At 37.4% G+C, this 24,408-nt stretch carries 22 protein-coding genes; 3 read left to right on the top strand and 19 right to left on the bottom strand.

Annotation, left to right across the window (positions count from 1 at the left end; translation table 11 throughout):
* Positions 1-171: 171 nt before the first annotated feature.
* From ACXYMX_RS13110 to ACXYMX_RS13090, 5 genes are all read right to left on the bottom strand, one after another.
* Complete coding sequence (locus ACXYMX_RS13110) at positions 172-969, bottom strand: ABC transporter ATP-binding protein (RefSeq protein ID WP_459044694.1); 798 nt, start codon at positions 967-969, stop codon at positions 172-174.
* Positions 962-1,996 carry an ABC transporter permease gene (locus ACXYMX_RS13105; protein WP_459044693.1) on the bottom strand — a complete coding sequence of 345 codons (1,035 nt, stop codon included), beginning with the start codon at positions 1,994-1,996 and terminating at the stop codon, positions 962-964. Before ACXYMX_RS13105 ends, ACXYMX_RS13110 begins: the two co-directional genes overlap by 8 nt.
* Before the next feature lie 17 nt (positions 1,997-2,013).
* Positions 2,014-3,060 carry an ABC transporter substrate-binding protein gene (locus tag ACXYMX_RS13100; protein WP_459044692.1) on the bottom strand — a complete coding sequence of 349 codons (1,047 nt, stop codon included), beginning with the start codon at positions 3,058-3,060 and terminating at the stop codon, positions 2,014-2,016.
* Between the two features lie 203 nt (positions 3,061-3,263).
* Entirely contained in the window at positions 3,264-3,698 is a 435-nt protein-coding gene (locus ACXYMX_RS13095) for a YusW family protein (protein ID WP_459044691.1), read from the bottom strand.
* 86 nt (positions 3,699-3,784) lie between these two features.
* On the bottom strand, positions 3,785-7,081 hold the full coding sequence (locus ACXYMX_RS13090) for an ATP-binding protein (protein WP_459044690.1): 3,297 nt from the start codon (positions 7,079-7,081) through the stop codon (positions 3,785-3,787).
* 160 nt (positions 7,082-7,241) lie between these two features.
* On the opposite strand from ACXYMX_RS13090, the gene ACXYMX_RS13085 reads away from it, so the two are divergent.
* Entirely contained in the window at positions 7,242-8,135 is an 894-nt protein-coding gene (locus ACXYMX_RS13085; protein WP_459044689.1) for a DMT family transporter, read from the top strand.
* 92 nt (positions 8,136-8,227) lie between these two features.
* Here the strand turns inward: ACXYMX_RS13085 and ACXYMX_RS13080 are convergent, their stop codons facing one another.
* The gene (locus ACXYMX_RS13080; RefSeq protein ID WP_459044688.1) at positions 8,228-9,442 is read right to left on the bottom strand and encodes a YbfB/YjiJ family MFS transporter; all 1,215 of its coding nucleotides are present in this window, start codon (positions 9,440-9,442) and stop codon (positions 8,228-8,230) included.
* 222 nt (positions 9,443-9,664) lie between these two features.
* Between ACXYMX_RS13080 and ACXYMX_RS13075 the strand changes: the two genes are divergently transcribed.
* Positions 9,665-10,471: a S1C family serine protease gene (locus tag ACXYMX_RS13075; RefSeq protein ID WP_459044687.1), complete on the top strand. Its 807-nt coding sequence runs from the start codon at positions 9,665-9,667 to the stop codon at positions 10,469-10,471.
* A 102-nt stretch (positions 10,472-10,573) separates the two neighbouring features.
* On the opposite strand, the gene ACXYMX_RS13070 is transcribed toward ACXYMX_RS13075, so the two are convergent.
* The 8 genes from ACXYMX_RS13070 to ACXYMX_RS13035 form a co-directional block, all read right to left on the bottom strand.
* On the bottom strand, positions 10,574-11,467 hold the full coding sequence (locus tag ACXYMX_RS13070; RefSeq protein ID WP_459044686.1) for a 3-hydroxyacyl-CoA dehydrogenase: 894 nt from the start codon (positions 11,465-11,467) through the stop codon (positions 10,574-10,576).
* A gap of 532 nt (positions 11,468-11,999) precedes the next feature.
* Complete coding sequence (gene rbsK, locus ACXYMX_RS13065) at positions 12,000-12,899, bottom strand: ribokinase (protein ID WP_459044685.1); 900 nt, start codon at positions 12,897-12,899, stop codon at positions 12,000-12,002.
* Positions 12,896-13,708, bottom strand: a complete 813-nt coding sequence (locus ACXYMX_RS13060; protein ID WP_459044684.1) for an energy-coupling factor ABC transporter ATP-binding protein — start codon at positions 13,706-13,708, stop codon at positions 12,896-12,898. The genes rbsK and ACXYMX_RS13060 overlap by 4 nt, the downstream gene beginning before the upstream one ends.
* On the bottom strand, positions 13,701-14,561 hold the full coding sequence (locus tag ACXYMX_RS13055; protein WP_459044683.1) for an energy-coupling factor ABC transporter ATP-binding protein: 861 nt from the start codon (positions 14,559-14,561) through the stop codon (positions 13,701-13,703). The genes ACXYMX_RS13060 and ACXYMX_RS13055 overlap by 8 nt, the downstream gene beginning before the upstream one ends.
* Complete coding sequence (locus ACXYMX_RS13050; protein ID WP_459044682.1) at positions 14,558-15,301, bottom strand: energy-coupling factor transporter transmembrane component T; 744 nt, start codon at positions 15,299-15,301, stop codon at positions 14,558-14,560. Before ACXYMX_RS13050 ends, ACXYMX_RS13055 begins: the two co-directional genes overlap by 4 nt.
* Before the next feature lie 78 nt (positions 15,302-15,379).
* On the bottom strand, positions 15,380-15,982 hold the full coding sequence (locus tag ACXYMX_RS13045; protein WP_459044681.1) for an ECF transporter S component: 603 nt from the start codon (positions 15,980-15,982) through the stop codon (positions 15,380-15,382).
* A gap of 37 nt (positions 15,983-16,019) precedes the next feature.
* Positions 16,020-16,976, bottom strand: a complete 957-nt coding sequence (locus ACXYMX_RS13040) for a nucleoside hydrolase (RefSeq protein WP_459044680.1) — start codon at positions 16,974-16,976, stop codon at positions 16,020-16,022.
* The gene (locus ACXYMX_RS13035) at positions 16,954-17,991 is read right to left on the bottom strand and encodes a LacI family DNA-binding transcriptional regulator (protein WP_459044679.1); all 1,038 of its coding nucleotides are present in this window, start codon (positions 17,989-17,991) and stop codon (positions 16,954-16,956) included. Before ACXYMX_RS13035 ends, ACXYMX_RS13040 begins: the two co-directional genes overlap by 23 nt.
* A 424-nt stretch (positions 17,992-18,415) precedes the next feature.
* On the opposite strand from ACXYMX_RS13035, the gene ACXYMX_RS13030 reads away from it, so the two are divergent.
* Entirely contained in the window at positions 18,416-19,147 is a 732-nt protein-coding gene (locus tag ACXYMX_RS13030; protein ID WP_459044678.1) for a YjjG family noncanonical pyrimidine nucleotidase, read from the top strand.
* Positions 19,148-19,202: 55 nt separating this feature from the next.
* Here the strand turns inward: ACXYMX_RS13030 and arsC are convergent, their stop codons facing one another.
* From arsC to ACXYMX_RS13005, 5 genes are all read right to left on the bottom strand, one after another.
* Positions 19,203-19,622: an arsenate reductase (thioredoxin) gene (gene arsC / locus ACXYMX_RS13025; protein WP_459044677.1), complete on the bottom strand. Its 420-nt coding sequence runs from the start codon at positions 19,620-19,622 to the stop codon at positions 19,203-19,205.
* A 24-nt stretch (positions 19,623-19,646) separates the two neighbouring features.
* Complete coding sequence (locus ACXYMX_RS13020) at positions 19,647-20,945, bottom strand: arsenic transporter (protein WP_459044676.1); 1,299 nt, start codon at positions 20,943-20,945, stop codon at positions 19,647-19,649.
* Between the two features lie 15 nt (positions 20,946-20,960).
* Positions 20,961-21,308 (bottom strand): ArsR/SmtB family transcription factor, encoded by a 348-nt coding sequence (locus ACXYMX_RS13015; protein WP_459044675.1) that lies wholly within the window; start codon positions 21,306-21,308, stop codon positions 20,961-20,963.
* Between the two features lie 145 nt (positions 21,309-21,453).
* Complete coding sequence (locus tag ACXYMX_RS13010) at positions 21,454-22,281, bottom strand: alpha/beta fold hydrolase (RefSeq protein WP_459044674.1); 828 nt, start codon at positions 22,279-22,281, stop codon at positions 21,454-21,456.
* Positions 22,282-22,581: 300 nt separating this feature from the next.
* Positions 22,582-24,318 (bottom strand): sulfate adenylyltransferase, encoded by a 1,737-nt coding sequence (locus tag ACXYMX_RS13005; protein ID WP_459044673.1) that lies wholly within the window; start codon positions 24,316-24,318, stop codon positions 22,582-22,584.
* Positions 24,319-24,408 lie beyond the last annotated feature (90 nt).

The following is a 24,408-nucleotide window of genomic DNA, read 5'->3' as shown; positions in this document are numbered from 1 at the left end:
CTGGAACGGAAAGCAACGGGGTATATTGGATAGCCATGTAAAAAGGACAGTCCTAGAAAATCAGTTTCACTGACTTCCCAGACCGTCCAAGAATAAAAAACATAATCGACTATAACTCTTCACCAACGTCATTTGACAAAGAACCCAATAAACAAGTTTACTCTCTTTCACTTATGTACTTAACAAAGCAGCGTCGTTTGTAAGCATTTCACCGCGAATACGCTGAAATTCATCCATGAGTTTTGCAATTGTTAAACCATTTTTCTCTTCAGCCTCTACTTCGAGAATAATTTGCCCCTTATCCATCATAATGAGCCTATTTCCTAAGTCTAGGGCTTGTTGCATATTATGCGTCACCATTAATGTGGTCAATTGATCTTTTTCAACAAGTTCTTTTGTAATGTTCGTGATCAATTCTGCTCGAGCTGGGTCAAGTGCTGCAGTATGTTCATCCAGAAGCAAGATCGACGGTTGAGTGAATGTCGCCATTAATAAAGATAACGCCTGTCTTTCTCCACCAGAAAGCATACCCACTTTTGCGTTCAATCTATTTTCTAGATTAATGTGTAAAGATGCGAGCGATTCTCGGAACAATTCACGTCGTTTTTTGTCGACGCCCCTACGAAATAGGCGTGTTTTATTACGAGAATAAGCCATTGCTAGATTTTCTTCAATTGTCATAGTTGGAGCTGTTCCAGCCATCGGATCTTGGAACACTCTTCCAATCATTTCAGACCGCTTGTACTCTGGCCATTTTGTAACGTCTTTTCCTGCGATAGAAATAACACCAAAGTCGGGAGTGAGTGCCCCGGAAACCATATTCATCATCGTTGATTTTCCTGCACCGTTACTTCCTATAACAGTAACGAAATCACCTGGTTTCAACTCTAGGTTGATTCGGTCAAGTGCAATTTTTTCGTCGGGAGTTGCTTCATTAAATATTTTATTAATGTTATCGAGTTTAAGCAACGGTTTCTCCCTCCTTCTTGAGTCCTTGACTTATTTCTTCTAATCGCTCTGCATGACGTTTCGCTTTGCGTTTCTTTTCGCGTTTTTTATCAATAACTTGTGGTAATATAAGTGCGCAAATAACGATAACTGCGGTTATTAACTTCATATCTCCTGCATCAAGAAATTTCACGCGAAGGGCAAGTCCTAGAACAATTCGGTAAATAATAGCACCTACGATTACCGCCAAAGTGGTGCGCATAATTGTTTTTGTACCAAAGATGGCCTCGCCAATAATAACGGAAGCTAAACCAATGATTATCATACCGATACCCATACTCGCATCTGCGAATTTACTATACTGAGCAATGAGAGCTCCAGCAAATGCAACAAGTGCATTGGAAAATCCAAGACCTAAAATTACAAGCGTATCTGTATTCGCAGACAAACTGCGAATCATTTTTTTATTGTCACCGGTTGCTCGGATTGCAAGACCGATTTCAGTTTGCAATAACCAGTCTACGACAAACTTAATGAGCACCGTGATAATTAGCATAATGAACAAAGTACCCCATGTAGATGGGATATACTCTGCACCTAAAGAGGTGAAAAGCTTATTAATCGCTTGATCGATGCCAAGTGAACTCCAAAATTCAGAAAACCGACTGAAAATTGTATCTGCACTCATTAATGGTATGTTTGGGCGACCTACCGAGTTCTCGGTCGTCATTCCCATGATTCGTAAATTAATCGAATACAATGCAATCATCATTAAGATACCAGAAAGCAGTGCATTGATTTTGCCTTTTGTATGTAAGAGTCCGGTAATGCAACCTGCAGTGAAACCTGCTACTAAAGCAATAGACGTAGCAAATATTGGATTATATCCCAGAGTAATCATTGTTGCCGCAACTGCAGCCCCTGTTACAAAACTTCCATCCACTGTTAAATCCGGAAAATCTAACACTCGGAATGAAAGATACACTCCGAGTGCCATGATTGCATAGATGATTCCTTGCTCAACAGAACCAAAAACAGCTGAAAACATAAAGAATCATCTCCTAATTATTCGCTAAGTGTTGCGTTCCACTCATCTTTAATTTCTAGTTCAATTGTATCCGCTGTATCTTTATTTATTACAAACAGTAAGTTTTGTGGAACTTGAACAGGAATTTCAGATGGCGTACTTTCGCCTTTTAGGATCTTCACTGCCATTTCGCCCGCTTCATAACCAATATCAAAGTATTCAAATCCGTAAGCGGCAAGTCCACCACGTTTAACCGAGTCGAACTCACCAACCATCATTGGAATTTTGTTGATATTTGCAACATCGATAACTGATTCAAGTGCATTTACTACCGTATTATCTGTAATAATATAAAAAGCATCTACTTGTCCGAGTAAAGATTCTGTCGCTTGCTTTACTTCTGCTGATGTTGATGCAGATGCTTCAACTACAGTCATATCCATATCTGCAAGCATTTCTTTCACCGCATCGACTTGCGCACGAGAGTTTTGTTCGCCAGCATTAAATACCATACCGATATTTTTCGCGCCTAATTCCTCTTTTAGAAACTTCATTGTGTTCGGAATTGCATCTGGATGATTATCAATTGTTCCAGTCACGTTTCCACCTGGATTCTCTAGTGATTCAACCAGTTCTGCACCAACAGCATCTGTTACCGAAGTGAAAACAATCGGAATTTCAGTCGTTTTACTAAGTGCTGCTTGTGCACTTCCAGTTGAATTTGCGAAAATCAAATCAACCTTTGAACTTACTAAGTTTTCTGCAATTGTAATACTGTTACTGTTGTCACCTTGTGCGATTTGTACATCATATTCAACTTCAAGACCTGCATCTTCAATCGCCTTTTTAAAACCATCATACGCTGCGTTTAGTGATGGATGTTCAACGATTTGAGTAACACCGATTTTATATGTCTTTGTTTCTTCTTGTGCAGCTTCATCTTCTTTTTCTTCAGTGTTCGCTTGCTCTTCAGCTTCGTTTTCAGTGCCTTTTTCTTCTTCTTTTGCATCATTGGATCCACCACATGCTGCAAGTAGAAGCATTGCACTAAAAAGAATAACTGCGAATTTCTTCCAACTAATCATCTTCAATTTCCCCCTTTAAATCTATCATTGCCATATTAATATAACTTACTATTTAGGCAATATATAAAGGTAATCGTACACCGCGCGTAATCTTTAGTCAATATGTTTAAAACGAATGGGCCATATTAAGCGCTTACATTGTCTTTTTGTGAGGTAATTTGTTAAACCTTCACATTTCTACTAAACATACGAGCAAAGTCTTTCTATTTAATCATTTTCAATTCCTTCATATCATAACCTTTGAATTTTATTTTTATCGATAGACTTTTATAATCATTTACTTCAAATGCTTCAGATGTTTTTTTAATTAACTCTTCATCTTCCGTTTCAGGATTTAAGGATAATTCATCAAAAATCGAGATAAGTTTTTCCATCGCTTGATTCCCGAATAAAAACTCTTCTTCCATTGAATTCTTATATACCGCTTCTGTTTTGTCACTTTTCTCTTCAATATTCGCTTTCAAGGCTTCTTTCATTTCCTTCGTATCTATCACCAAATCAAATGAAGTAAAACCGTATGTGGCGCTAAGTGATTCCTCTGTCAGGTCCGAATCCTTCACAATGTTTTTATTGACACAACCACTACTAAACAGCAAACAGACACTTACCAGAATACTAAAAACTACTTTTTTCTTCATTAAAAACCCACCCTTTCATGCTTTATAACAATCTGTCCGATGAAGGGATGGGTTATTCAATTTTCAATATACGTCCAATTGATTGTTTAGTCTGACTTGTATAATGGTAATTCAATATAAAATTTACTACCAAAACCTACAACACTTTTCACCCAAATACGACCATTATGAACTTCAACAATTTCCTTTGCAATGGCTAATCCCAACCCTGTTCCTTTGATTTCGGGGGTGAGTGACTTTGTTGATGCTTGGTAGAAGCTATCAAATAGATTAGGAAGATGTTCTTCTTCGATTCCCTTTCCATTATCCGACAAACAAATAATTAGTTTGTTATTGAGCTCTTTATTAAATTCATGTAGTTCTTCATGAATGGGCCCGTTCATGCTGACGGATAGATCGACTTTACCACCTTCGTCAGAAGTGTATTTAATTGCATTCCAAATCAAATTTGAAAGAACCTGGTGCATCCGCTGATTGTCAATTAATAGAGCGAGATTGGAATCGGAACCGTTATTCAATACATTTGAGTGTGTGAACTCTCTATTTGTTTGTTCAATTTCTACTTCTAGGCTTTGAACAATATGCACCAACCACTCATTCAAATTAACCAACTTGAAGTTGAAACGAATATGGCCAGAATTTAGTTTCGACACTTCGAATAAATCTGTTGCTAGTCGTTCTAATAAGATGAGTTTACTATGAATCATCTTCAAATACCGCGGATTATTCTCTTCGATAAGCCCCTCATTTACAGCTTGTATATAACTTTGTATAAGTGTAATCGGTGTTCCTAATTCATGAGTAATATTCGAATACAATTGTGATCTAGCAATTTCCATCTTACGAAGATTTCGATTTACCTTTTCCAGGTTCATATTTGATGTTTGTAGTGCTGTTGTTCGTTCTTCTACTTTTATTTCTAAGGACTCATTTAAAACTCCTACTTCTTTAAGCACACTTTGAAGAGTTAAGTGCGTTTTAACCCGAGATAATAACTCTTCCTTGTAACAAGGCTTTGTCAAATAATCATTGGCCCCAACTTCAAACGAAGCCAATTTGTCCTCTAGCTGATTTTTCGCCGTGAGCATTATGATAGGTAAATCGGTTAGTGAATAGTCTTTACGAAGTTGCGAACAAACCTCAAAGCCAGACATTTTTGGCATCATAATATCCAATATGATTAAGTCCACATCATTTTCATCAACTAACTGAAGGACTTCTTCCCCATTTGACGCCGCTAGAATTTCATAACCTTCCATAGAAAGCTGATTGAAAAGCACTTGTAAATTAATTGGTTCATCGTCAGCTACAATTATCCTTGCTCTTCGTTCTCCCTTTGCGATAAATGGATCCAAGTCTTTTGCCGGTTTATTGATTTTATGATACGAATTTTCAGGTACCAATATTGGAGTTCTCCTTACCAACTTACTCTCCACGTCATTAAACGGTAACGTGAAATTAAATGTTGAACCCTCCCCTATTTTAGATTCAACATTAATCTTTCCACCGTGGAGTTCGATTAACTGCTTTGCAATACTTAATCCGATTCCTGTTCCTCCAATATCCCTGGACAAAAAGTTCCCACTTTGATGAAAAGGTTCAAAGATTGCCTGAACTTGTAAAGTTGTCATCCCTTTTCCGGTATCAGAAACGCTAATTACAAATTCCTCTTCTTCCTTCTTACCGGAAATCGTTATTTGACCCGTATCCGTAAACTTAATGGCATTTCCTATTAAGTTATATAAAATTTGAGTTAAACGATCTTGGTCGGCAATTACATTCGTTAGTGAACTTGGGACCTCATTAACTAATGTAAGTACTTTGTCTTTTATCAAAGGTTTACAGAACGTGATTAACACATCAACGAGTTCTTTCAAACTGATGGACTGTAGTTGTATTTCGATTGCATCGTGTTTAAGTTTGGATAAATCAAGTAAATCATTTACAAGTCCGGTCAACCGCTCTCCACTTGAGATAATCATTTCAAGGTGATCTTCCATTTCAGATGAAACCTTTCCGGCAACACCATCTTTTAATGATTCTGTGAGACCAATCATTGCGTATAAGGGTGTTCTTAATTCATGTGATGTAATTGCTAAAAACTCATCTTTTAATTCATCAGACTTCTTTAAGTTTTCAACTGCAAGCAATTGATTATCATGCGCTTCTTTTATTGCTGATTCTTTTTCGGCTCGTAATATATTGATGCGATCAGCCAATGCAAAAGACAAAAGCAGCACTTCAAACGTCACACTCACTTGCCATATATTACTCGTAATTGCATTCAAAGGTATGAAGGCTGCGTCCGCTAAAGTTGATGTAAGTACACCTATGAGAAAAACGAACCAACCGACAATAAAAAACCTTGCTTCCCTCGCCCCTTTTTTCAGACAATAAAAAGCCGATAGTAGAATAAAACCAATCGCACTTCCTAGACTAAGAAGCATAAGATTCAATGCCCATTGATAGGATATAAAAACAAAGAGGGCATTAAATAAACTTAAACCAATTAGGGCATTCAGTAGCTTTTTCCATTTCGGAAGATAGTCTCGTAAGTTTAAAAAACTTTTTGTAAATAAAAGTGCGAATACAGAACCCATCGTTATAAAAAAGACAATTGATCGTGTATTCCACCAAGGTGAATTCGGCCAAACGAACTGAAACCCTACCCCACTCAAACTTATACTAACGAAGAAAGCCATAAAAATAACTAGAACATAATAGAGATAACTTTTATGACGTAATGCAAAATAAAGGAATAGATTGTAGATTGCCATTATTCCAGTAATCCCATAAAACATCCCCAACAGTAAAAAGTCAACCTGCTTTTTATTCGCATAGCCCATCTGCTCCCATATAATAATAGGCATTTGCATGGAGCCTTCCGCCTCAAATCGAATATAAAATGTCAGTGCTTCATCTTTTTCAATATCAAATGTAAAAGCGTAATTTGGATTTGGAAGAACACGTTCATAAAAAGGATATTTTGCTCCTAATTGGAGCTCCTTCACTACACCATCCTCCCTGTACATAAAAATATCCATCTTATTTAGAGGAGGATATGTAATTTCAAGTAATCGTTCAGTTTCCTCTGTTTGATTTTCTACAATAAATTTAACCCAGTAAGCTGATTTCGTATAGCCCATATTCGGAATCTTTTCCGTATTAAGTACAAAGTCATTCATTGGAATCACATCTTGAACCGTCCACTTCTTCTCCTTATCTTCAAGGAGATAGAGCGCTTCGCTAACGTGGGTACTTGAATTTTCAGGAAGGATGAGTGTTTTCTTTATCGTATTATCCTCAGCGATTACAGTAAAAGGTGCGAATAAGAGGATATGAACAATCAGTGTTCCAGTGATTTTTCTCCAAAATTCTGTCACGACTGCTCACCCCCCTTTACTTTCACTTACTATAAATGAAGATGGTTAAATTAAGGTTAAGTTTTATTGTTTTCTAAAGGTAGTTTAAAAACTAACAACCCCTTGTCGTTGAATAGGCTTGTATGATAGAATCAGTTATCAGAAAAGTGAGGTTTTAAAATTGAATAAAGTTCCTCCGTTTGTATTGTTATTATTGGCGACTGTTCTATGGGGAGGAAACTTTGTCATTGGACGAGCAATTTCAAATGATTTACCACCATTTACACTTGCCTTTTTTCGATGGTGCACCGCGTTTATTGTTTTCTTACCAATCGCATGGGGGCCATTAAAACGAGAGTGGAGACAAATTCGTAAACATTTGAAATTAGTCATTTTTATGGCTCTTACAGGAATCGCAAGTTTTAACACGTTGATTTATCTTGCCCTGCACTACACAACGTCCATTAATGCATCATTGATGAACTCTACGACTCCAATACTAATTTATGTTTTTTCTTTTATCTTCCTAAAAGAACGGTTGACTAGATACCAATTACTCGGATCCTTCATTTCATTAGCAGGTGTTCTTTTTATTATTTCAAAAGGATCTTTTGAAAGCTTACTGCATTTTTCATTCAATAAAGGTGATTTAATTGTAATTGTTGCTGTCATATCCTGGGCACTCTATTCACTTACAGTTAAATACTCTGCTATGAAATTGCCAAGTAGTTCCACGCTATTAGTAACAATTGGCATGGGTATTCTTATGCTTTTCCCATTCTTTATGTATGAATTAATAAATCCTGCACTCCAAATCACTTGGTCTCTTGGATCGATTAGCGCTATTTTATACACGGGTATATTCGCTTCGATTGTGGCGTTTGTATTTTGGAATACAGGAGTGATTCGTTTAGGTGCGAATAAAGCAGGCGTATACTTGAACTTTATTCCTGTATTTGCTTCTTTATTTGCTATCACTTTCATTGGGGAATCACTTCACTTATTCCAAATCATTGGAGGACTCTTTGTCATTTTAGGTGTTATTCTAACAACTCGTTTTACTCGACCAAAATAAGTCTTCAGTAAAAAAAGCATAGCCACTTCGGTCGTAAAACCGATGTGCTGTGCTTTCTTGATTTATTAACCTTCTAGTCCCTCTTTGTAGTTTTATTCAAAAGGATAAACAGGCACTGGTTTTACTACTTCTACTTCTTTCTTTTTCAATCGTAATGAAAATATAAACGCGATAAATAGTAAAACTGCACAAAGGAGTAGGGCTGATTGAATACCTCCAACATAATCTATTATCCAACCACCTAAACCAGGACCAAGCAATTGTCCCGACGCGAAATAAATTGTGACATAACCAAGGACTATCGGTGCAAATGTTGGATGAACTTGTTCTGTAGATACAGCTTGAATAAGTGACAGCATACCAACCAGTGTCATCCCCCATATAAACTGACTGATTAAAAAACCAAGAAAAACAGGAAAGAAAACAGGGATTAGAACAGATGCTGCCCCTGTAATAAGCGTTATTAAGAGTGATTTTCTTCTCCCAATTCGATCTGAAATCGTCCCCCATAATGGACCACTCAATATGGACATCACCCCACCCACTGCCATAATCTGACCTGCGGAATAGCTTTCGATTCCCGATTCAAGAATAAAGCTAAATAAAAAGTTCTGGGGAATTAAATATGCAAATCCTATAAGGCCATAAATTATCGCTACTAATACAACCCTTTTATGTAAGTAAACTTCTTTCCATAAGGATGTAGCATTTTCAGTCTTTTTTAATAAAGAAACAGGTGGATCTTTAAGGATAATTAAGGAGGATAGTACACATAAAAGGGATAGAACTCCATAAAAAAACCATAAATACCGCCAACCATCCGCAGCAAACAACGTTGTGAAAACCGGTATTAGTAAACTAGATATTAACGTTCCTATGCCAAACCCACTGACTATGAAACCAATCATCATTCCACGCTTCGTCGGAAAGGAGCCTACAATAATATTCACAAGAGGTGTATAACTAAAAGCCGTTCCTACTCCCAAAACGATCATTGCAATTAGACTGGCAGTAAAGCTTTGTACAAATGACATATATAGTAAACCACTTGCTACTAGAATTGTTCCAATAACAACCAACCTCTTAGACCCCCACTTTGCAGCAAGAATACCAGCAAAAAGAACCATCACCAAATACCCCATAGAATTAGTTGTTCCCAACATTCCTGCCTGCTCATAAGAAAGGGATAAACTATCCATCATAAAAGGCATCATCATCCCATAGGACATTCTCCCAAACCCTAATGTACTTATTGTCACTAAAATACCAGCAAATGCATACTTCCAAGTAGATCGCTCAACATCCATACCCAAAGCCCCCTAAATCGTAAGCTTTATACAATTACAATCTATATCTAAGTTCATTATACAGAATAGATAGAATTTTGACACAGTTATTAAACTTTAATTTATCAGTATAATTTTTCATTAATAATTCCAATCACTAATTAACACACATTCAGTACTGTTTTTTGAGTTTTACTAGTTTTTATGGCAACATTAGAGGAAGTAACTTTAGGATGTGAGCAGATGGATGAACAGAAAGAGAATCGATATTCGGCTATAGATAGTCATTTATACGAAGATATTGACGAAGAAGAAATGCATGAACTTGTTTGGGAAGCACAGCGAGAAGCTCTTTTAAAAGATAAAGAGAAGAAAACAAAGCGTCCTTTCCCAAAGTGGATGTATTGGACCATCGCAATCTTTATGACCGTAAATACGTTCTCAGTTCTATTTCAATTGTATTCCATACCTGCGATTGATTTCTTAATCACATCTGCAAAAATGTCTACAAATAAAGACATTGAACTCTATAAAAAGTCGATTGTACTTATTTCCACAGGTGAAAGTAGAGGCACTGGATTTTCAATTTCTGAGGAAGGTACGATACTAACAAACTACCATGTTGTAGAAGGCTACGACTCTGTGACTGTCGTGTTCCCAGATGATGGACGCTACACAGCAAGTGTTGCAGAAACGTATCCAGAAATTGACCTGGCTGTTATTGAATTAAATAAGGAAAACTTGCCACATTTAAATCTCGCTGAAGAAACGAATGCGTTCCCAAGCGATCCCATTCAATTTATAGGTAATCCGCTAAGTTTTTACGGAATTGCGAACGAAGGAGAAATTATCGACTATATCCAATTGAGAGACTGGGAGGATCCAGTCGTTATGATCAAAGCACCTGTTTACAGAGGTAATAGCGGAAGTCCGATAATAAATGAAGAAGGTAAAGTGATAGGCGTTATTTTCGCTACACTAGATCATGATGAGCACGGAAAAGTCGGCCTATTTATACCGATTGATTATTATTACCGGACATTGGAATAGCATTTTATGTTCAAGTGATCAACTACTTTTCAAATTCGAAAAAGGGCAGTCTAGAAAGTCAGTTAAAACTGACTTTCTAGACTGCCCCTTTGATTTGCACGATTATTTTAAGAAGTCTGGATTAGCGTATTCAGGATTAGGATACGAATAAATTCCTTTTCCGTTCGATGTGCCTAACCTTCCTTTGTCAAGGTACTCTGTTTTTAACCATTCTGCAATTTTACCAGAAGGTTTGTCTCCAGCTTCACTGTACCCTTTAAATAAATTATATGGCGTATTTGGACCAACAACATCAAGGATAGCAAATGGGCCCATCGGAGCACCAGTTGAAATCATCCAAGTTTTATCAATCGTTTTTGGATCTGCAACGCCATTTACTGCCAACTGTAAACCCGCCCCTAGTAATGGAACAAGAAGACTATTCAAAACATAGCCCGGTTGCTCTTTATAAATTGGAATTGGAACCATTGCAATTGATTTTGCAAACTCGATTACTTCTTCAAAAACTTCGTCAGCTGTTCCTGAATGCTTCATGACTTCTGCAACGTTTAGTTTCCAAATCTCATTTGCAAAGTGTAAGTGTAAATACCTTTCAGGACGATCCACATTTTCTTTAAGCTGAGATGGAACAAATGTAGAAGAGTTCGAAGCAAATATCGCATCTTTTTTTGCTACTTTAGATAAATTCTGATAAAAGTCTTTCTTAATTTGAATTTGCTCTGGAATCGCTTCGATGACTAAGTCAGCATTTTCTGCCGATTTTGCTAAATCGGTATGAAGTGACAGACGTTCATATGCAGCATCTACCTCTTCTTGTGTACCGTAATTATCTGCAACATATCTTTGTTGCAAAACGCTGATTCTTTCCTTCGCATTTTCTATTGCCTCGCTGTTTATATCATATAAAGCAACCTCATATCCTTTAAACGCAGTTTGAAATGCGATTTGACTTCCTAATACTCCGCCACCTGCTACTGTTACTTTTTTTATAGTCATAACTAACTTCCTCCTTTTAAGTTCTTCTAAACGTTGTACGTAGACTTTGAAAAAATGAGTCTGGATAATGTGTATATGCTAATAAATATATCATATACTAATATAACATCCAACAGGAAACACTTTTATTCTGTGCTTTCAATTATAAATTAATGCAATTTTATAGTATTCTTTGATAAAGTTATACGAACAATCTAGGAACTACTTGAATAGAAAATCTAATTTCAACAAACTGTTCACTGCAGAAAGATTAATTAGATACGTTTACATAAAAATGTAGGTGGAAATGAAGGGTTCCTAGTGGATTTCAATTTATTTTAGAGTGGAGATTTCTAAAAAATACAAAACAACACATTACTACACTTATTTTTCTATTGTTAAGTGTACTATCTTTTATAACATTGTGTATCTTACTCAATTGTGGAACTGAAATTAATAAACTACAAATAAAGTAGACCACTAATTTCTATGCGAATTAGTGGTCTACTTTATTTTATATAGCAAAATAGGATACTTAGAAGGAACTAGACGCTCAAATAAAGTCTTCTATAATCATTGGTTGTGCTCCACTTTTCGTTACGACGTAGGCAGCCACCTTAGAAGCGAATTGAATTGACTCACGCAATGTTTCACCTTTACATAACCCTACAGCGAGCGCACCGTTAAATGCATCTCCTGCCCCTGTAGTATCTTTCACTTTAACGACCTCGGCTGATACGAAATCACTTTCGTTAGCGGTCATATAGAACGATCCTTTTGAACCGAGCGTTACGACAACTGCTTGTACACCTTTTTCAATCAGTTGACCACAAGCTTTTTTAAGTTCTGCTTCTGACGTCCCTGATATTCCTGTTAGTATTTCGAGCTCTGTTTCGTTTGGTGTTAGAATCGAAACTTTACTCAGCAAGGAATCCGGTAAGTCTCTCGCAGGAGCAGGATTTAAAATGACTTTAACTCCTTTTTCATGAGCAATTTCTGCCGCCTTTTCTACAGCATCTAACGGAATTTCTAGTTGCAGTAGTAGAAGGTCGCTTTCTTCTATAGTAGAAGTGGATTGTTCCACTTGTCCTGGAGTAATAAAAAAGTTAGCCCCTGGAAAGAGAACAATCGCGTTTTCGCCTTCTTCTGAAACTTGTATAATTGCTTGTCCAGTCATCCCGACGGATTGAACTCCGCCAACAGAAACACCTTTTGAAGTTAAATTAGCTTTAGCCTGTTCTCCGAATTCATCTACACCAACATTGCCAACAAATTGAACAGATGCGCCTAATTGACCCGCTGTAACGGCTTGATTGGCCCCTTTTCCACCAAAAAAGACTTCATGATTGCTGCTATGAAGTGTTTCCCCTTTTATAACAATATCCGGTACCGTGTAAACCAAATCCATATTAATGCTTCCAACAACAACTATCTTCGGCTTCACGGTTTTCATACGTTTTCTCTTTCAGAAATCGCTTGCAGAAGCTGTTTCTTTGTTAGGATACCGTCTGGATAATTTAAAAGTGCAGCCATCCGAGCAACTGCCGGTGGTTTCAACATACTTATTTCCAACACATCTTTATCATAAAATATTTTACTTGCATGATCGTCCATAACTAATTTACGATTTGCCATAACGATGATTCTATGGAAAAATTCCGTTACGAATTCCATATCATGTGTGATTGTTACAACTGTTTTGCCTTTTTCCTCAAGGACTTGAAGCATGTTTACTAATAATTTCAAGCCAACTTTGTCTTGCCCCGCAGTTGGTTCATCTAAAATAATAACGTCTGAATCCATCGCTAGAACCGATGCGATTGCCACGAATTTCCGAACAGAATAAGGTAGATTATATGGGTTTTCTTCAGCAAATTCTTCAATGCCGCATTGTTCCATCGCCCACTTCGTTAGACTGTCTACTCGTTCTTGATCGAACCCCATATTTTTGGGTCCGAAACGAACTTCAGATTCAACATCATTGTGGAAGATTTGGTCATCTGGGTTTTGGAATACATATCCGACTTTTCGAGACACTTTGGCGGTTGTATAATCTTTTGTATCCCAATCTCCAACAAGAACCGTACCTTCAGTTGGTTTTAACAAACCATTTAATAATTTAACCGCAGTTGTCTTTCCTGCACCATTTTGACCAACAATCGCTACGCGTTCTCCTGGAGCAATTGTTAATGATAAATTTTCCACAGCTTTCGTTCCATCAGGATAGGAGAAGCTAACTTCTTTTAACTCGATATTACTCATTGTCCACTTCCCCTTTCCCACCTAAAGCGTCTATTAATTCTTCATCCCGGATAGGTATGAATGCTAGTTCCTTGCCTTGCTTTTGAAGTTCGAGTGCGATCTCGGTTACATGTGGATATTGAATGTTGTACTCTGCAAATTTTGGATTTGCGAATACGTCGCGTACCGGTCCCTTTAAAACTAGTTCCCCATCATGAAGGACGATTAAGTCGTCTGCATACTCTGCGATTAAATCCATCTTATGTTCTACTAATACGATCGTCTTTCCACGTTCTTTCATTAGACGAATGATATCAAAAATTTGTTCTGTCCCAATCGGGTCAAGTTGAGAAGTTGGCTCATCGATAACTAGGATAGCAGGATCCATAACTACTATTGAAGCAAGAGCGACACGTTGTCTTTGCCCACCCGATAACTCAAATGGGTTCTTTTCACGCAAATGCTCGATTCTAACCAACTTTAAAACTTCTTCCACCCGTTCGATAATTTCTTCTACCGGAACTCCCAAATTCTCTAAACCATAAGCCACTTCATCAAATACGGTATCTTTCACTCCAGATATTTGAATGAATGGATTTTGGAACACGTAACCAATTTTTTCCCCTAGTTGTCCCAACTGATAATCCACAATTTGCTTGCCATCTACAATGACTTCACCTTCAAGATCACCTTTATGGAAATGTGGAATGAACCCACGAATCGCATTGCAAAGAGTCGTTTTACCAGAACCATTATTCCCAACAATTGCGGTGAATTTGCCCTCTTCAATTTCAAAAGAAACATTCTTTAATACGTAGTCGTCGCCCACTGGGTAACGATAAGTCACATTTTTAAGTTCGATCATATGTGTCATGAAATAACCCTCCATACTACAAGTCCAACTAATATAACGATGTATAATATAGGTAAAATTCGATCTATCGATTTTTTCGTTAACTTATGAAGACTTGTCTTTTTCGTAGGTGCAGAAAATGCACGTGATTCCAAAGTGATTGCCCGTTCTTCTGTACTTGCAATCGAAGACAAAATTAGGGGAGTAAGTGTCGGAATGAAAGCCTTCGCACGTACAAAGAGTGACCCTTCGGTTTCCACTCCACGTGTCTTCTGTGCATCCAAGATCGTATCTGCCTGCTTTTTCATCTCAGGAAGAATTAGAAGCGTAGATAAGACCACATAAGCTCCCATTGGTGGCATGCCCAAATCCTCGAGTGCTTTTACAAAATCTCGAACTTCGGTAATTCGGAAAAATAAAATGAACGCAGAACCAATCGCCAATATCCGAGAGGCTAATATTAAACCATAGTTAAATCCTTCTTGTGTCATCTGAAGAATCCACCACTCCCCAATGACCTCTTCACCTGGATAGAAAAATAACTGCATGAGGAAAATAATTACCAGAAGGAATACCAATGCTTTTAAAATTATGCTCGAAAATTCTTTTGCAACCCCTGCAATGACAGCGATGAGTAGCAGTACTGGAAACCATAAAAATGAAAATACATAGCCCGGTATTATTAAAACGGCTGCTGTAACAAATAATGCAAAGTAAAATTTCGTCATCGGATGGAGCTGTAAAATTGCATTTTCTTTCATGTTGATCACTCCTAAGAATAAATAGACTCCTTTCGCTCACTTTCAGTTGAACCCAAGTGAACGAAAGGAGTGTGTGCTTTACTTACGTTTTTCGCGTTTCATATATAGTTCCCCGTAATTCATTTTCGATAAGTAACGGTCCGACATCTTTTTTACGATTCCGTAAACAATTAGTACTGAGACAACTTTATCGGCAACTTCCGTTATAAATGAAGATGAGAAGACCGCTGTCCAAAGTTCTTGACCTGCTGCTAAAAATGTAGCTGTAATAAGTGAAGAAGTGTTACCAGTTGCTCCACCGAACACTAAAACAGTAATTGGAGCAGAAACCGCAACTGCAATTAAAGTAACGAAAAATCCTGCAAGCACAGTTTTAGGTATTGTCTTAAACAAACCATACTTAGACATAAATCCGACTCCGACACCGATTGCCATTGAAGTAAGTGCATACGGCAAGTAAATGGGATTAAAAATAGCGTTAATTAAATTAGTTATAAGACCTGCGAGTAGTGCAACCCATGGACCTGCGATAACACCTATCAAGATTGTACCGATTGTATCTAAAAATACCGGAAGTCGTAAAACGTTGGCTAGTTGAAAACCTACAAGGTTCACTGCAACACCAATTGGTATAAGTAACATTGCCATCAAATTAAAGTCATCTTTAAAACTTCGCTTCATTCTTTTCTCCTCCTCTAATTGTCAACTTAACTGCTAGCTAGTTGATTGCTTGACTAATTTTTTGAACCGCATTGAAGAATTGCTCTACAAATGCTTCTCTATTTACGGAATGAAGTACTTTTACATTATGATCTTTCCCTGTCTTTTGATCATAATCTACAACGGTAGTCCCGGAAGTAAGCCTCCCTTCAAGTTCAACTTCTACATAACAGTCATCTCCATCGAACAACTCTGGTGTTAACACATATGAAACCGCACACAAATCATGCAAACGAATCACATGTTCAAAGTTTTCTTCATGAAAGCCTGTTTTCTTAGCTGCATTAATATAAAAACGAAGCATTGTCCCGATCTTTTGCGCAAAGTCAGTTCCAATGGCTTCAATTTTATCAAGTTCACTTAATGTTACATATGCTTTATGCGTGACATCGAGACCACTCATTACGATTGGTACACCGGACGCAAAAACAATTTGGGCTGCATGTGGATCCACATACACATTAAATTCTGCAGTCGGCGACATATTTCCGCCTACAGCTGCGCCGCCCATGTAAGAAATGTACTTAATCTTTGATTTTACCTCAGGATGTGCAAGTAAGAGTGCCCCGATATTCGTAAGTGGACCCGTTGCAATTAGAACAATAGGTTCTTCACTTTCTAAAAGCGTTTCTTTTATCGCTTCGATTGCTGAGCGTTTACTTGTTTGTAATGTCGGCTCAGGGAATTCTACGTTTCCTAATCCGCTTTCACCGTGAACTTCGGCAGCGACCTGTAATCTTCTGAAGATTGGTTGATCCAACCCTTTTGCAATTTCTACATCTTGTTGAATATACGTTAAAAAAGCTCTCGCGTTATAAAGTGTTTTCGCTTGTGTTTGATTTCCTGGTTCCGTTGTAATCAGACGAACATCTAATTCTGGATGTGCATAAGCAAGTGTTAGCGCCATTACGTCATCAATTCCTGGATCACAATCAATAATTACTGGTATTTTCATGAATAGGGGCTCCTTTTAAGCTCGTTGTACTTTCTTTTATAGAAAGTGTCGGCGTGAATAGTATTGCTTGTTTCTTATCTGTTTCAATTTGTTCAATAAGTAACTCGACCGCTTTTTTACCCATCTCGTACGTTTCTTGTCGTACAGAAGTTAGTTTAGGAACTAAGGCATTAACAAGTGAGATATCATCAAATCCCACTACAGATAACTGGTTTGGTATTTGGATATTTAGTTCATGGGCTGCTTGATAAACACCACAAGCCATCAAATCATTACAAGCAAAAACAGCAGTAACTCGATTCGCTTCTAGAAAATTCTTCATATTTTCATAAGCATGATCCATTTGAAAATTTCCTTGAATTACATTTGATTCGTTTAATGCAACCCCTGCTTCACTCAGTGCTCGACGAAAACCAGTTAGACGATTTGTTACATTTTGAATTTCAGAAGGACCAATTAAACAAGCAATATCCCGATGTCCTAAATCCGTTAAGTGCTTGCCTGCTAGGAATCCCCCTACTTCATTATCCAAAAAAATTCCCGAATGCTCATTCACTTCGCCGCCTCGATCTAAGAGGACAAATGGCATCTTACTGGATGAAAGTATTTCTTCATTACTTGCAGATAATTTGTCTTTACTCGAAAGAAGAACACCATCAACTTGTTGTTCCCTTAAAAGCCGAATGTAATGCTCTTCTTTATTCGATTGATCATCTGAATTACAAATAATCAAACTATATTGGGCTTCGTTTGCTGCATCTTCTGCTCCCCGACAAAGTTCAGGAAAGAAAGGGTTCGATATATTCGGAACGATTAGCCCAATCATTTTTGAGCGCTTTGTAACGAGTCCACGAGCAAGTTGATTCGGCTGAAAATTAATATCTTCAATAATTTTCAACACTTTTTCACGTGTCTGCTTCGATACGCCTTCTGTTTTCTCATTTAAAACCCTAGAAACCGTAGTAATAGAAACTCCGGCCAGTTTTGCGATGTCTTTAATCGTTATTTTACCCATCGCCATTCACCCTATTTCTAAGTAATCTAAGAAAACGTTTTACGAAAACGTTTTCTTAAGTTATTATCAGAATATTATAGAGCAAATAAATTGTCAATACTTTTTCGTCATACTTTGTTCACAAGTTTACTAGATTTGCTTTACAAGTCATTCCTATCCTGATGTTGCTATCAATTTAGAACATCCACTTAGAAACTTCCTTTATTATAAACCTTAGATAATCTCTTGATTACTTCAGTATTACTATTCAGAAACACATATTGACTTTTCACCTAAACTATTTCCGAATCTTTCTTTTCTATATTTATATCAATCACTTTATCGCTCTACTTAGAATTGGGTAGAAAACGTTTGAATCGATTGTAATTTTCTATCCCTCTCGGTAAACTATATTTAGACATAGATAAAAAGGATGATACCCAAATTGAAATACGATGTTTTGTTATTTGATTTAGATGACACACTTTTCAGCTTTAATGAGGCAGAAAAAAATGCGCTCGACCAAACATTCCAATCCTTTGAATTACCAAATGGATTAGAAATGTATCGAGAGAGTTATAAGGCAATTAGCAAAGTTTTATGGAATGACTTAGAAATGGGTCGAATTTCAATATCTAACTTGAAGTCTGAACGGTTCAGACGATTATTTTTAGAACATGAACTGGATATAGACCCAGAACGTTTCGGGGAAATGTATATAGATAACTTAGGAAAAGAAGTTCACATGATTGATGGGGTCTTAGAGATGTTAGACCGAGTTTCAAAGTGTAGATTAGCTGTTTTAACAAATGGATTTACAGATGTTCAAAATGAGAGAATCGGAAGTTCTGTTTTGCATGATACGTTTGAGGTGATTATTACATCTGAGGAAACTGGAACGCAAAAACCGGATCCGAAGATTTTCGAATATACGTTCAATGCGCTCAACATTACCGATACATCCCGAGTATTAATGATTGGCGATTCTCTGTCGTCAGACATTCAAGGTGGGAATAATTTTGGTATCGATACGTGTTGGTTTAATCGGGATAAGAAGGAAAATACCACGACAGTTCAACCAACCTACGAAATAAGTTCTTGGGATGAGTTTAACCCCAATTCCCCAGAGTTTCTTACTACATCGTCTATGAATAGTCTGAAAAAAGTAGAGATTTAATCATAAACTGCAAACAAAAAGTAGCGTTTTACTAACAACGCTACTTTTTGTTTGCTTATTCACCTGTTTTAGAAAAGTGTTCGATCCGAGCGCCAATTTCATCTCGGACACGTTGGAAGAAGGCCCACTCCTCTTCTTCTGAGCCTTCTGCCTTCGCTGGATCATCAAATCCCCAATGCGCACGTTTACTATGAGGCGGCGTCATAGGACACTTGTCCGCGGCATCTCCGCAAAGTGTGACGATGAAATCGGCGTTGTTTAAAATTTCCGAATCGATAATGTCCGATGTTTGATCTGAAATATCGACTCCTGCTTCTTTCATTGCTTTCACAGCACTCGGATTGACACCATGTGCTTCAATCCCAGCACTAAGAACTTGCCATTCCTCACTAAGATACTTTCTTCCCCAACCTTCAGCCATTTGGCTACGACACGAATTCCCTGTACATAAGAAATAAAGTGTTTTTTTCGTCATACTGATCATCCCCTTTTTCATTATTTATTGAATAAATGACAACCATAAATAAAGTCCAATAAGTGTAATTAAGAGCGTAGGAACCGTTAGGATGATTCCAATTTTAAAGTAACTTCCCCAAGATATTTTCACACCTTTTTGGGATAAAACATGGAGCCACAATAACGTCGCTAAAGATCCAATTGGTGTGATTTTGGGACCTAAATCCGAGCCGATAATATTCGCATAAATTAACGCTTCACGAATTGGACCTGTCGTAGTCGTTTCTGATATTGCCAATGCGTTAATCATAACGGTAGGCATATTGTTCATGAGTGACGACAAGATTGCTGCTATAAAACCCATCGAAATCGTTGCTACAAAAAGTCCTTGATTGGCTGCCAATTGAATAACATCACCTAAGACACCTGTTAACCCAACGTTTCGAAGTCCATAAACGACAACATACATCCCTATCGAGAAGAACACAATAGCCCACGGCGCGCCTTTTAGCACTTGCTTCGTTTCAACCGCAGGACTCCTTTGTGCCATGATCATAAAGAATATAGCTGTAATCCCAGCAATAATTGAAACAGGAAGTCCGGTCAGTCCGCTTGAGAAGTACCCGACGAGGAGGACACCTAAGATTACCCAGGCCAGATGAAACATTTTCAAATCTTTAATGGCATCTTTCGGTCGTTTTAGATCTGCAACTTCATAGTTCTTAGGAATGCTTTTCCGGAAGAAGAGCAGCAACACTAAGATACTCGCAACTAATGCAAATAAATTAGGTACAATCATTCGTGATGCATATTCTACAAAACCGATTCCAAAAAAGTCTGCCGAAACAATATTGACTAAGTTACTCACTACTAATGGCAGTGAAGTCGTATCGGCGATAAATCCACTTGCAATGATAAATGGGAAAATCATCTTTTCATTGAAATTCAAATTTCGTACCATTGCAAGAACGATTGGTGTAAGAATTAGCGCCGCTCCATCATTTGCGAACAATGCGGCAACGACTGCCCCTAAAAGACTAACGTACACAAACATACGAATTCCGCTACCTTTGGCTAATCGAGCCATATGTAATGCCGACCACTCAAAAAATCCGATTTCATCTAAAATTAAAGATATGATTATAATTGCGATGAAAGCGAGGGTTGCGTTCCAAACAATTCCTGTTACGTCAAGGACATCTTGAAAATTTACAACGCCGAGTAACAGAGCAACGACTGCACCAATTGATGCAGACCAACCAATCGATAAATTTTTAGGCTGCCATATTACAAATACAAGAGTAATTATGAAGATTAATGAAGCTGTAAGAACTGAAATCATTGTATTTATTCCCCCCTACTCGCAGCAAACACGAAGCCCTTGTGCTGTCAGTTCAGTAATCGAATCCGTCTGATCTGGAAGATGCAAAAGGATACTTTCGACAAATGGATAGTCAAGATGATCTTGATTGATGGAAAAGAAAATCCATTGCCCTCTTCGTTGTTCTTTAACTAATTCAATGTCTCTAAGCTTTCGCAAATGCTGGCTAATTGCCGGTTGACTCATTTTAAAAATCTCAACAAATTCACAAACACAACATTCATGTGATTTGAGTAACTTCATCATCGTCAAACGCGTTGGATCTCCAAGTAACTTTAGTAATTGTGACGCGCGATGAATATCGATTGTTTCGGACTTGTCCATCTCTCATTCCTCCATTTAAAATACAGTAATAAGCATATAACTATACACTTATATATACAAGTCTCTTTTTCTATAACAATCAAAATGAAAAAATGAACCGCTAATCCCCAAAAGGGAAAAGCTGGTTCATTCAATGACTACCTAATTAAGCACTCGTTCGCTTTGAATCTACTGACTTTGTAGCTGGCTGGTTCTCAGGTCCATTTTCCTGCAAAAAGTGAATAGCTACTCGATTAAATTCGCGGTATTTTTCAACATTACAAACATGTCCACATTCTTCAATAATGTGTAAAGTTGCAGCCTTATCTGAAGCTGTATCTTCTTTTACTGGACCGATAAACATATAGTCTTGGTCCCCCATAATGTAGACTTTTGGAATTAAATTCTTGCTTGTATCGATTTGCGGATAAATAGAAGGTACGTTAAAAGCAAACTTATACCATCTAATAAATTCTTTTCTACGTAGTTTCTTTGCTTCTGTAATAAATAAATTTCGTGATTGTTTATGATGTTGTTTCGGCATAAGGATCCATGCAAATAATTTGTATAACCACATATATGGAACAAATCCTTTAATCATGTCCCCCGTTTTTAATAGAACCCGTGCAAGTTTTGTAAAGCGAATAATTGCCCCACCTAAAACCATGCTTATCACTCGGTGAGGTGCATAGATATGTAAGCTGTGAAGGACAACCGTTCCTAGACTGATTCCTGCAAAATGAGCTTTTTTAATCGACAAGAAATCGAGGACACCCAGTACGTCTTCAACTAATCCTTTTGCCGTGTATTTTAAACGTTCTGGTTTATAGTCTAGAGATCCGCCATGCCCTTTTAAATCGATAAAAAGTAAATTATAATGCTTTTTAAATTCCCTAACTTGCCTATACCAAATGTTCGAGTTTCCTCCAAGACCATGAAGAAATACAACCCATTCATGCGTTGGACTTAGTTCATGTATTTCATAATGTAGCAAACAACATCTTCCCCGTTCCTTAAAGTTTGAATATCTTCCCGTTCATTGGTTTCTAAGTAAAACGATCTATATTCCGATTAATTGTTATCATTCAAAAAGTATTATAACATGAAATTCCCCACACTTTGCAAATGAATCGTAAGATATTATGACAATTTCTTTGTAGATATTTCTTCATTCGCCAATAATCGGTAAAGGGATACATTAGTATTAATAGTAATTTCTTTATTTATTCCAATGCAAATAAAAAACCATCCATCTAAACAAAATAACTGTTTAGACGAATGGTAATCTTTTTAATTATTTTTCGTTCGGTTCATCGCTGCCACGGTAACGTTTATAAGGTAATACATTCCAAGTTCTATACGCCATATCTCCAGTTCGAAGAGCTACTGGAATATCTTCCAAAACCTTCTTTGCAACTTCAAGTTCTTTTTCGGATTCTTTTTTATCCTGATACATAAATTCATCAGAAGCTGTTTCAGGAGCGAGTTCAATTTTTTCTTCCAAGTCTTGAATAACCATTTCCTGATGACTACGCGCAGCTTCACGAGCATCTGTGATCCATTCTGGTTGTAGATTCCGATTCGTATCTGTCATGCTGCTAAATTCCTCAAAAACTTCTCTATACACGCGATCTGCATTCGAACGAACGTCTAAATTCACTTCTTCTAAATCAATAGTAGTTAATTCTTCGATTGTTAAAGGCACTATGCGCTTTCGGCCACCGAGTCGCATTCTTTCTAAATAGAACGGGAAAATACTTTTAATTGTTTTTCCAACCGGTGAAATCGCTTCAAAATTCTCATCAAGACCTTTCGGTTGAATCCCTTGAATTGCAATGCGTGCTGATTCAGGTCGGACAATTTCTTTAGGTGGCATTATGCCGTGTCGAAGCATTTCACGAATACCCGTTCCAGATATATTTATTCTAAATTGTTCATCATGTGGACAGGATTGGCCTGTAGCTGGGCTATCACATCTTGTACAATAAAATACTTCATGGAAAAGTCGTATATCAATTCCAAGCTCTTCAGGATCATATTGATCGAAAATCGTATGACTCGCATACTTATCATAGTAATCTCCTATTCCCGCATGATCCCGGCCTATCAAAGCGTGTGTACAACCGTAGTTTTTCATAATTAACGCATGAAGGACCGTTTCACGTGGTCCCGCAAAGATGTAGGTTACCCGGAGCGGAGCTAATATTGACCTCCCCTTCGGATAATACGTATCTAATACACTTCGGTATGACAACATCCGAAACTCATGTCGTGTGTACTCACGCTTTGCCATTTCCACCAAAGGTTGAAGGAGCAAACCATCAATCTCTTCTAAAGCATTTTTATGAATGTACTCGTGACCTCTGTGCAAGGGATTCGCTCCTGTGATAAAGCCTGCAGCGGAACGAAATTTCTTTACTTCATAAAAATCATGCCACGTATCTTTTGGCTCCAAACGTAGTTTTTCAAACGGTCCCCAGTCCAATCGACGAAGAAGCTTTAATGGGCCTCCGAGTGCGACATCCCCCATTCTTCTGTAAATGGAGTCTACTCCTGGATGATTTCGGTCCGTTGTTCCAAAGAGATGAGATGCACGATATTCCTTATCGTAACTAAAAATATCATTCAAGTGTAAAATTGCAATCGGTAGATTATCTTCATTAACAAGTGCTACTTCATCTCCAACTGAGAGCGATTGGACAATTGTCGAATTTCTTTTTCCTGTCGGAGCAAAACTAAGGGGTACTGGCCAAACAAGACCATTTTCCAGTCGACCATTTTCTAATACTGACTTATAATCAAGCTCATTCATGAACCCTTCATTTGGTGATAAAACACCTGTTGAAATCATTTCTATTGTAATGACAGCTTCCATATCAATCATAATTTTTGGCAACTGCTCTGCTCTCTCTAATTCTTTTTCTAGCTCTTTACCTACGATCACCTTGTCTACTAATTTACCACCATGAGGTTGTTGTGGATAATTTGCAAACGGATTTTCTGCAGACACTTCTTTTGTCTCTTTTGTCATTTTTATTCCCCCTAGTAATATACTCTTTAATAAGTTAATATATAAATTAAATTCAATCTTAACATTTGTTAGATCTTTGCTCGCTCATCT

Source organism: Sporosarcina sp. CAU 1771 (genome assembly GCF_054482775.1).
The sequence above is the reverse complement of the archived record's forward strand: the minus strand, read 5'-3'. Positions and strand labels throughout refer to the sequence as shown.